The sequence below is a fragment of the Intrasporangium mesophilum genome (assembly GCF_054783095.1).
The window spans coordinates 1-9746 of record NZ_BAAGRF010000051.1 but is presented as its reverse complement, the minus strand read 5'-3'; the positions used below and the strand labels follow the sequence as shown (position 1 = coordinate 9746).

The 9746-nt window shown below is 71.8% G+C and carries 9 protein-coding genes; 4 read left to right on the top strand and 5 right to left on the bottom strand.

The genetic code is table 11. The features are described from left to right. The 5 genes from ACYVLP_RS23575 to ACYVLP_RS23555 form a co-directional block, all read right to left on the bottom strand. The coding region (locus ACYVLP_RS23575; RefSeq protein ID WP_460629727.1) for a DUF222 domain-containing protein at positions 1–1156 on the bottom strand (1156 nt) is incomplete at its 3' end. 306 nt (positions 1157–1462) lie between these two features. After that, complete coding sequence (locus tag ACYVLP_RS23570; RefSeq protein ID WP_460629726.1) at positions 1463–3457, bottom strand: thioredoxin domain-containing protein; 1995 nt, start codon at positions 3455–3457, stop codon at positions 1463–1465. Between the two features lie 27 nt (positions 3458–3484). Continuing rightward, positions 3485–4873: an MATE family efflux transporter gene (locus ACYVLP_RS23565; RefSeq protein WP_460629725.1), complete on the bottom strand. Its 1389-nt coding sequence runs from the start codon at positions 4871–4873 to the stop codon at positions 3485–3487. Positions 4874–4985: 112 nt separating this feature from the next. Further along, entirely contained in the window at positions 4986–5948 is a 963-nt protein-coding gene (locus tag ACYVLP_RS23560) for an aminoglycoside phosphotransferase family protein (protein WP_460629724.1), read from the bottom strand. Next, positions 5945–6991, bottom strand: a complete 1047-nt coding sequence (locus ACYVLP_RS23555; RefSeq protein WP_460629723.1) for a hypothetical protein — start codon at positions 6989–6991, stop codon at positions 5945–5947. The genes ACYVLP_RS23560 and ACYVLP_RS23555 overlap by 4 nt, the downstream gene beginning before the upstream one ends. Positions 6992–7129: 138 nt before the next feature. Here ACYVLP_RS23555 and ACYVLP_RS23550 point away from each other — a divergent pair, with 138 nt between their 5' ends. The 4 genes from ACYVLP_RS23550 to ACYVLP_RS23535 all read left to right on the top strand — a co-directional run. Then, on the top strand, positions 7130–7729 hold the full coding sequence (locus tag ACYVLP_RS23550) for a ribosome maturation factor RimP (protein WP_460629722.1): 600 nt from the start codon (positions 7130–7132) through the stop codon (positions 7727–7729). Beyond that, positions 7729–8775: a transcription termination factor NusA gene (gene nusA, locus ACYVLP_RS23545; RefSeq protein WP_460629721.1), complete on the top strand. Its 1047-nt coding sequence runs from the start codon at positions 7729–7731 to the stop codon at positions 8773–8775. The genes ACYVLP_RS23550 and nusA overlap by 1 nt, the downstream gene beginning before the upstream one ends. Before the next feature lie 82 nt (positions 8776–8857). After that, positions 8858–9220, top strand: a complete 363-nt coding sequence (locus ACYVLP_RS23540) for a YlxR family protein (RefSeq protein WP_460629720.1) — start codon at positions 8858–8860, stop codon at positions 9218–9220. A gap of 182 nt (positions 9221–9402) precedes the next feature. Continuing rightward, positions 9403–9746 (top strand): translation initiation factor IF-2 N-terminal domain-containing protein (locus ACYVLP_RS23535; RefSeq protein WP_460629719.1); only part of this gene is annotated, 344 nt, incomplete at its 3' end.

Below are 9746 nucleotides of genomic sequence, written 5' to 3'. Positions count from 1 at the left end.
GCCGCGGAGCTGGCCGAGCAGGGCTTGCAGGGTGATGGTGATGACCAGCTGGGTGCGGGGGGTGCGGGTGACGCCGTGGGGGGGCGGCCACGGCGCGTCCGATCAGTTCGAGCAGGGCGTCGGCGCGGCGGGTCGAGGCGGTGCGCGGGTCCCCCTGACCAGACCCGCTGCCGGACCCGCTGCCGAACTGACGGGCGAAGGCGTCGCCGGTCCGGCCGTCGCCGGGGCCGGCCTCGCCCGCTTCGGCCGCGCTGGTGTCGCGCGGCGCGCCGTCTGTGCTGTCTGCATTGTCGGCGCTGTCTGCGCTGTCTGGGCTGTGCGCGCTGGGGGTGCTGCTGGGGGTGTTGGTGGGGGTGCAGTGGTGGTCGGGTCGGGGTCGGGCCAGGGGGTCGATGGCGGCGTCGAGGATGGCGGCGCCTTCGGGGTCCAGCCGGAGCCGGTACTCGGTGTAGGCGGTGGTGGTCCGGATCCGGGTCAGGGCCCGCCCGAGCCGCATCGCGGTGTCGCTGGCATCGAGCTCGGCCGGGGGTTTCAGGCTGGCTCGCGCGTGTCCGGTGAGCCGGCCCAGCTCCCGCATCGTCAGGGCCGGGCAGGCCTCCACCATCGAGGACACGATGGCGTCGAGATGGTCGGGGTCGGCGACCCGGGCCAGGTCGTCGTGGAACCGCAGGATGAGCCCAGCCTGAGCGGTCGTCACCTGTCCCTGGGCGACGCCGCTGGCCAGGTCGGCCCATCGGGGCTGATGCAGGGCGCCGGCGACGCGGGCCAGGGTGGGCGCGGCGGCCGGGTCGAGGTCGGGCGCGGCGGCCCGGAGCCAGTCGGTCCGGGAGAGCCCGTCGGGGGTGCCGATGCCGCGGCTGTCGGCCTCCCCGGCCAGAAGGACGGTCAGGGTATCTGCCAAGGCCCGGACCCGCTGGGCCCGGGCCAGCGCCTCGCCGATAGCGGGCTCGGGAAGGGCCCAGGTCGGGGTCTCGAGCGTGTCCTGGAGCACCTCGACGAGCGACCCCAGCGTCCCGACCAGGCCACCGACCCCATCGCCGTCGCACGAGTCGGCGGGAGCGCCCGCGGCGAGGGCAGGCGTCCCGGCTCGCGATGTGCGGGTCCCGGGCGCGCCGGGAGCCAGCGTGTCGGGCTGGGTGGTTGCCGCTGTTTGCATGTCTCCAAGGATAGAAGCCACCACTGACAACCGAATGCAAACCTCATCTGGCGCAGGTAAACGTGTGGCTTGGTCGGTCTTCGCGTGGGCCTGACCAAGCCCGCGTGCCGGTGATCCACGCTGCGTCGACCGAGGCGAGGAACGCGACCGGTGCCGCGACAACGCTCGGCTCACCTCCCCGCCTCAGCGGGTACAGGGACAGCATCCTTTCCGCACACCCTCCTGACACCAGGCACACTGAGCGGCCTACCTTGACCTGACGATCGACAGCAGCGCCGAGCACGAAGCATCGCAGCCACCGGCACCCTAGGGCTCGCCCTCCGCCGTATGGGGGCCGAGCTGGTGGACCAGGACGGCGGGGTCGGTCGTCGGCAGGTCGCAGACCATGCCGCGGCAGACGTAGGCCGCCGGCTGCCCGGCCACGAGGCTCCGGCCCGCGAGCAGCGGCACGTCGTGAGCGTCGGGCTCGCCACGGACCACGACGAGGCCTGGGCTGGCGGACTCCCGCGCCACCCTCTCGAGGGCGTCCGCTGTTGGTCCGTCTCCGACGACCGCGACCTGGAGCGGCCCGCTGACGACGGCCTCGGCCACCGCCAGGGACCACCCGCCGAACCTCGGCTCGTGGACACCGAGCCCGAGGCCGGCCGCGGTCGCGGCCATTCCGGCATCCAGCGCTGCCGGGTCGCCGGTGAGCGCGCCGAGGGTCACGAGCGCACCCGCGAGCGCCGACTGGCCGGAGGGCTCGGCGTTGTCGGCGGCGCTTCGTGGGCGCAGGTAGAGGGACTCGGCGTCGGCGGCGGTGTCGTGGAAACCGCCGTCGCCGGCGGCGAAGTCTTGGGTGGCGGTGCCGAGGATGGATCGGGCGACGTCGAGCCACTGGGTCTCGGCCGTGGCCTGGTGCAGCGCGAGCAGCCCATCCGCGAGGTTCCCGTGGTCGTCGGCGACGGCGCGGGCGGTGCCGACGAGGCCGCCGCGGGACGCACGGTAGAGCACCCCCTCGACCAGGTGGGTGTCGACCACGAAGCCGGCGCATCGGCGGGCGACTGCCACCCACTCCTCGACACCCAGGGCCGCGCCGGCCCCGGCGAGGGCACCGATGGCCAGGCCGTTCCAGGAGCAGACGACCTTGTCGTCTCGCCCCGGCTGGGGGCGGGCCGAGCGCGCGGTCGCCAGGCGCGCGCGAACGTCGGCGAACCAGGCGGCGTCGGCGGGGTCGGCCGGCAGCTGGAGCGTCGAGCTGCCGTGCTCGAACGTGCCGGTGGCCGTCACCACGAACAGCCGGGCGGCTGCGTCCGCATCCGCACCGAGGGCGTCGCGCAGCTGGCCCGGCGTCCAGACGTAGGTGAGCCCCTCCTGGCCGTCGGTGTCGGCGTCGAGCGACGATGCGAAAGCACCTTCGGGCGTGCCGAGCTCGTCGATGAGGAATGCGGCAGTCTCACGAATCACCTTCTCCGCCAGCGGGTTCCGGCTCACCTTCCACCATGACGCGTAGGCGCGCAGCAGCAGGGCGTTGTCGTAGAGCATCTTCTCGAAGTGCGGCACCACCCAGTCGGCGTCGACGGCGTACCGGGCGAACCCGCCACCCACCTGGTCGTACATGCCGCTGCGCGCCATCGTCTCGAGGGTCTGCTCGGCCATCTCCAGCGCCAGGTGGTCCCCGGTGCGGTGGTGGTGCCGTAGCAGGAACTCGAGCACCATCGACGGCGGGAACTTGGGGGCGCCACCGAAACCGCCTGCGCGAGCATCGAACTGGCGGGACAGCACGGTGACAGCGCGGGACAGCGCGTCCGGCTCGACGGCATACGGCTCGGGTGCCCGCAGCGCCCCGGCCAGGGTGGACGCGATGTGGGTGCCGGAGGCGCGCACCTCCTGCTCCCTCGTGCGCCACGCGTCGTCGAGCGCCGCGAGAATGCGGAGGAACTGCGTGCGGTTGAAGTAGGTCCCGCCGAAGAAGGGCTCGCCCTCGGGGGTGAGGAAGACCGTCATCGGCCAGCCGCCCTGACCGGTCGTGGCCTGCACTGCAGACATGTATGCCGCGTCGATGTCGGGACGCTCCTCGCGGTCCACCTTCACGGCGACGAAGCGTTCGTTGACGGCCGCTGCGACCGTCTCGTCCTCGAACGACTCGTGAGCCATGACGTGGCACCAGTGGCACGCGGCATACCCGACCGACAGCAGCACCGGCACGTTTCGCCGGCGCGCCTCGGCGAACGCCTCCTGGCCCCACTCCTGCCAGTGGACGGGGTTGTCCTTGTGCTGCAGCAGGTACGGGCTGGTGGCCTCGCCGAGGCGGTTGCTCATCCCCTCACGCTAGGCGACACACGGGGATCAGGCAGCGGTGGCGACGAGCTGCTCCCACTTGATCCGGCGGGCGCGGTAGCTGAAGATCGCCAGCTTGACGAGCTCCTCGACGATGCGGGCGGCGAAGACCCCCACGAAGCCGAGCGGCGTGTGCAGGCCGAGCAGGACCGCGAGTGGCAGGCCGACCCCGAACGCGCCGACGACGTCGCCGAGGATGACACCGCGCACGTCGTTCCCGCTGGGCAGCACCCCGGCACCGACGATCATGTTGCGGACCTTGACGACCTGGAAGGCGGCGTTGAGCAGGATGCCGACCCCGGCCATGAGGCGCACGTTCTGGCCGGCCTCGCCGTACAGCGGGTCGAGGAGCAGCACCGACACGGCGAAGAGCACGCCGAAGGCGATCGCCGTGCCGACGCCCGCCTTCTTGACCCGCCGCACCCACGCCACGGCGTCGGCGATGTCACCGCGACCGACCGATCGGCCGACCAGTGCCGTCGTCGCCGCCATGAGGCCGATGCTGCCGACGACGAAGATGCCTTCGAGGGTGGTGACGATCTGCGCCGCAGCGAGGGCCTCGTCGCCGAGCTGCTGGAAGACGACGTTGTAGAGGAACGTCCCGACGGTCCAGAAGAGCTCGGTGACACCCAGGGGCAGGGCGAGCACGAAGAGGGGCACGATGACGGTGCGCCATCCGCCCAGGTCGTCCGGGAGGCTCCAGCGCACGACACGCCGCGGGCCGTACGCCATCCAGGCGAGGATGAGCGCTTTCGCCGTCGCCGTGACGAGGGTCGCCCAGCCGGCTCCGGCGACCCCGAGCGCAGGCAGGGGGCCGACACCGGTGACGAGGGAGTAGGCGATGACGGAGTTTGCGACGACGGTGATCATCGTGGCGATCATCGGGCTCGTGGCGCGGCCGACCGAGCGCAGCACTCCCGACATGACCGCACTGAGCACGACGGGCAGCGTGGCCAGCACCGTCAGCCGGAAGTAGTCGGTGCCGGCGGCCGCGACCGACGGGGAGGCTCCCACGAGCCCGAGCAGGTGGTCCGAGAACAGCCATGGCACGAACGACACGACGGCACCGAGGACGAGCGCGGCGACGACCGCCGCGGTGACGGTGTGGTCGAGCGTCTCGTGCCGGCCACCACCGTGAGCGCGCGCGACGAGGATGGCCACCGAGGTGCCCAGCGCGCCAAGGGTGACACCGAGGATGAAGGTGAGGCTGTTGGAGAAGCCGACGGCGGCGATCGCGGTCGCGCCGAGGCCGCCCACGACGATCTGGTTGACGAAGTTGAGCACCAGCATGAGGACGAACTCCATGCTCACCGGCACGGCGATGCGTGCTATCTCGCGAGCCGGCGACGGCATGGCCGTGCGCGGTTCACGGAAGGTGGGCATGGCAAGGCGAGGCATGCGAGTGCCTTTCGACATCGAAGTGTTGGGGGGTGCCGGACAAGGTTAAGGGTTCAAGCGTTCGATATCGAAACGATTTGATCCCGCGTCCCACGAGGTGGTCGGAGCAGCCTCAGTCGTTCATCGCCTTGATGATCATGACCGCCAGGCTGACCCTCTCCCGAGCCCACGCCTGGGTGTCCCGGTCGGCACCGGACCGTGCCGACATCGCCGCGTCGAGGCCGTTGTCGGCCTCACGAACGATCGTCCAGGCGCGCGCACGTCCCTCGTCGATGCCGGCGCGATCGCAGATGATCTCCAGCCGGCGGCGCAGCGACCACCGGATCTGCGAGCCGGTCCCGAGCTCGTCGGAGCGGTTCCACAACGCCGGTGCCACCTCGAACGCCGGGTCGCCGGCCATCGGCTTGGGGTCGATGGCCAGCCACGGGGTGCGGTACCCCGCAAGGACGTTCTCGAAATGCAGGTCGGTGTGCAGAAGACGGTCTTCGACCGGCGGCCGCGCGACGAGCTCGCCCGCCAAGGCGGCCGCCTGGTCGAGATAGCGCCGGGGGAGCAGCGCCGGGGCGTCGCGCAGCTCACGCGCCTGTCGCTGCGCGTATGCCGTGAGCGCGGGCACTCGTGGGTGGGGAGGCCTGCGCAGGGTGTGCAGGAGGTCGCCGATGACGCCGCACGCCTCGTCGATGTCGACCCTGGTCAGGTCGCGTGGGTTGAGCCGCTCGAGCAGCAGCGCGAAGCGGGCCGGGTCGGCCCGCACGAGCCGCACCGAGCCGTGGCCGTTCCAGCTCTGCAGCGCGATGCTCTCGGTCGCCGCCTCGGGGTGCGGCCAGGTCACCTTGAGCACCCCCTCCCCGCTCGCGCCCACGACCTCGCGTCCGCCACCCAACAGCCGCACCGGCACGACCACCGAGCAGGCTCCGCTCATGCTCCGGCCGATGGGCTCGAGCTCCCACTCGTCGAGCAGGTCGACGAGCAGGGCCGGCAGGGAGGCGAGCCAGTCCTCGCCGGAGACGTAGCCGTCGGCGGCGTACCCGCTCACTGCGTGTGCGAAGTGGGCGGGAACCAGGTCGATGCTCACGCCGAGGCCCCGGGAAAGGGCGTGAGCGGCACGTCCCACTTCGTTGCCAGGGCCTGCACGTGTGCCGTCCAGCGACCGACGTCCTCGAGCGCCGCACCGGTCGGGTTCGACCCAGCTGCATCGGTGGCCGCGTCGACGGCCGTGCGCAGCACGTCCGTGGCCAGGCGGGCGGCGTCCTCGGGCGTGGTGACGGGAAAGGGCAGGGCCCAGCCGCTCGGCTCCGAGCCGGTGGCGCTCGAGAGGCTGACCCCGAGGCGGCCCAGCGAGGTGAGCGTGTCGGCAGCTCGTGACTGCTCGTCGCCGCGGCTCTGTGCCGCCGCTACCTCGAACGCGTACACGAGTGGTTGGGTGCGGTCGATGATCTCGGTCCGTGCGGGGCTGGCCGGGCCGGGCTCGACATCGCGCCCGAGCAGGACCGCCCCGGCGAGACGGACGCCGTATGCCGCCGCCACCAGCTCGCGGGCCTGCGGAGTCGCCTTGGCGACCTGGTCCCAGTCGGCGGCCGTGAGGGAGTCGAGGGCGGCGGCGAGCTGGGCGCGCGTGCGGATGGTCCGTCGGGCCGCCTGGGTCGCGGACGTCGTGCTCGGCGTGCCAGCGGGGGTGGTGGGTGTGCCGGTCGTGCCGGTCGCTGTCGTCGGAGGCGTCGGGGCCGCCTTGCCGGCACGTGCCCTCGCCACCGCGGCGTTGATGACGGCGGTCGGCACCCCGGCGTTGGTGAGCCGTCCCTTGAGGACTCGGAGCTGCTCGGTCTGCACGGCGCGCAGCCGTCGCACCGTTGCGCTCGCGCCGGACCCCGCCAGCACGGCGGTCTCACCGTCGATGAGCACCTGCAGGTCGCCGACGACCTCGAGCAGGAGCGCCTCGTCGGGCGCCTTCTTGCGGGTCCGAGGTGGTGGCGTCGGCTGGGGCAGGTCGAGCCGGAGCCCGCCGTCGACGAGGACCGCCAGGACCGCGGCAGCCCCACCGACGACGAACAGGCGGCGGGGCGGGTTGCCGAGGTGGTTCATCACCCGTGACCCGAGTCCACGGGTGTCGCCGTCCATGCGGTGATCTTCGCACGCGCTGGGCGGTCTGCGAGGACCCCCCACCGCCGATAGAGTGGAGGGCACCGCGGGGTTTCCGCGCTCCCGGCACCCGGCGGCGCGTCGTCGCGGCATTCGAGAAAAAGGGAGGCGTCGAGCATGACCACGGCCCAGCAGATCAAGGCGGCGCTCGAGCCGGTGCTCGCGCCTCTCGGGCTGGTCGTCGAGGACGTCTCGGTGTCTCCGGCCGGCAAGCGCCGGGTGGTGCGCGTGCTCGTCGACACCGACATCAGCGACCTCGACGCGGCCGACACGACGAGCACCGTCCCTCCCATGAGCCTCGACGCGGTGGCCGACGCGACGCGGGCGGTCAGCGATGAGCTCGACGCCGGAGACGTGATGGGCCAGAGCCCGTACGTCCTCGAGGTGTCGTCTCCCGGCGTGGGCCGGCCGCTGACCTCGCGCGACCAGCTCCGTCGGCAGGTCGGCCGCCTCGTCGAGGTCGTGCACACCGACGGCACGGACACCGGTCGCCTCGTCGATGTCGGCGCCGACCGCCTCACGCTGTCGGTCGAGGCGACCCGCAAGACGCCTGCGCGCGAGGTGACGCTCGACCTCGACACGGTCCAGCGCGGCGTGGTGCAGGTGGAGTTCAAGCGCGCCGAGCCGGCCGGGGCGAGCAGCGACGTGACCGACGACGTCACTGACGTGACTGACGATGATGCGGACGTGGCGTCCGCCGTGGAAGGGGACCTCTGATGGACATCGACCTGGCCGCCTTGCGAGCCCTGGAGAGGGAACGCGACATCAGTCTGGACGTGCTGATCCCGGCCATCGAGCAGGCGATGCTCGTCGCGTACCACCGCACCGAGGGCAGCTACAAGATCGCCCGCGTCGAGCTCGACCGCAAGACGGGCCACGTCGTGGTCTGGGCTCGTGAGGAGGGTGAGCTGCTCGAGTCGGACGACGGTGAGCGGCCGGTGCGAGCCGAGCCCGGTCCCGAGTTCGACGACACGCCTGAGGGGTTCGGGCGGATCGCCGCGTCGACCGCCCGTCAGGTCATCGTCCAGCGGCTGCGCGACCTCGAGGACGAGGCCATCCTCGGCGACTTCAAAGGCCGGGAGGGCGATGTCATCTCGGGCATCATCCAGCAGAGCCAGGACCCCCGGAACGTGCTGGTCGACTTCGGCACGGTCGAGGGGATCCTGCCGCTCGCGGAGCAGGTGCCGGGGGAGCGCTATGTCCACGGGGAGCGCCTGCGCTGCTATGTCGTGAGTGTCAAGCGTGGCCCCAAGGGCCCTCAGGTCGGCCTCAGCCGCACCCACCCCAACCTGGTGCGCACGCTCTTCAAGTTCGAGGTCCCGGAGATCGCCGACGGCACCGTCGAGATCGCCGCGCTGGCCCGCGAGGCCGGGCACCGCACCAAGATCGCCGTCCACAGCAAGGTGCCGGGAGTCAACGCCAAGGGCGCCTGCATCGGGCCGATGGGCGCCCGCGTCCGGGCCGTCATGACCGAGCTGCGCGGGGAGAAGATCGACATCGTCGACTACTCCGAGGACCCCGCGGTCTTCGTGGCCGCGGCGCTGTCGCCGGCGCGGGTGCAGTCCGTGGAGATCGTCGACAGCTCGGCCCGCGCCGCTCGCGTCGTCGTGCCCGACTACCAGCTCAGCCTCGCCATCGGCAAGGAGGGGCAGAACGCCCGCCTGGCCGCGAAGCTGACCGGCTGGCGCATCGACATCCGGCCCGACACCGAGCCGGCCAACGCGCCTGGCGGCGGTGTCCAGGCCGCCCCCGACGACGAGTGAGCATCGACTCCGCAGCACACGCCGACCGACGTTTCGCCCCCTCACGTGGCGGGCGGCATACCCAGAGGTGTCCAGGCGTTGAATGCTGGTGGGCGCGACACCCCGTGGAGCGGGGAGCGTCGTGCACGCGGTAGACTTGTCTGTGGCCGACCGGACTGGACTCCGTGCCGAGCCATCCCGCACGTGTGTGGGATGTCGAGGGACGGATAGCTGGTCGGCACTGCTGCGAGTCGTCGCGGCGACGGACAGAGATGCCGGGATCACCCCGGTTCCCCTCCATCCTGACCCGAGACACCGGATGCCGGGACGTGGTGCATGGCTGCACCCGACGCCCGAGTGTTTCGAGCTGGCAGTGCGCCGCAAGGCGTTCGGACGTGCCCTGCGCCTGCAGGCTGCGGTCGACGTGAGCGCGGTCGCACAACACCTCGGCATCCAGCGCCCGTAGCAGGACGTGTGGCCGCAGCCAGATGCGGTGGCCACGCGAGTTGGATCAGTCAATAGATCAGTCAAAAGAACCAAGGCGGGTTGAAACGCTATGAGCACCCGATGAGTACTCAGCGATGAGCAAGCCCCAGCAATAACCATGGTTCGGCCACTCCTGTCAGGTCGGACCGAGACAGGAGAGATGTGGCTAAGGTCCGGGTCTACGAGCTCGCGAAGGAGCTCGGAGTCGAGAGCAAGACCCTGCTCGCACATTTGAAGAGCCAGGGGGAGTTCGTCCGGTCGGCATCGTCGACGATCGAGCCCCCCGTCGTCCGCAAGATCAAGGAGACGTTCCCCGCTGAGCTGCGCGCCGGCGGCAACGACAAGAAGGACGACACCAAGCCCGCAGCCGTGAAGGTTGCGACCCCCAGCGCGGCGCCCGCCGCGCCGAAGCAGGCTGCCCCGGCGCCTGCCGCGGCAGTTCCTGCCGCGCCGGCTGCCGCCCCGGCGGCGGCACCGGCCGCTGCGGCGCCTGCGGCGCCCGCCCC

Bases quoted from the DNA above. Each gene is read 5' to 3' on its own strand.
- ACYVLP_RS23565 (WP_460629725.1), bottom strand. From the start codon at position 4,873: ATGCCTCGCCTTGCCATGCCCACCTTCCGTGAACCGCGCACGGCCATG.
- ACYVLP_RS23550 (WP_460629722.1), top strand. From the start codon at position 7,130: ATGACCACGGCCCAGCAGATCAAGGCGGCGCTCGAGCCGGTGCTCGCG.
- ACYVLP_RS23555 (WP_460629723.1), bottom strand. From the start codon at position 6,991: ATGGACGGCGACACCCGTGGACTCGGGTCACGGGTGATGAACCACCTC.
- nusA (WP_460629721.1), top strand. From the start codon at position 7,729: ATGGACATCGACCTGGCCGCCTTGCGAGCCCTGGAGAGGGAACGCGAC.
- ACYVLP_RS23570 (WP_460629726.1), bottom strand. From the start codon at position 3,457: ATGAGCAACCGCCTCGGCGAGGCCACCAGCCCGTACCTGCTGCAGCAC.
- ACYVLP_RS23540 (WP_460629720.1), top strand. From the start codon at position 8,858: ATGCTGGTGGGCGCGACACCCCGTGGAGCGGGGAGCGTCGTGCACGCG.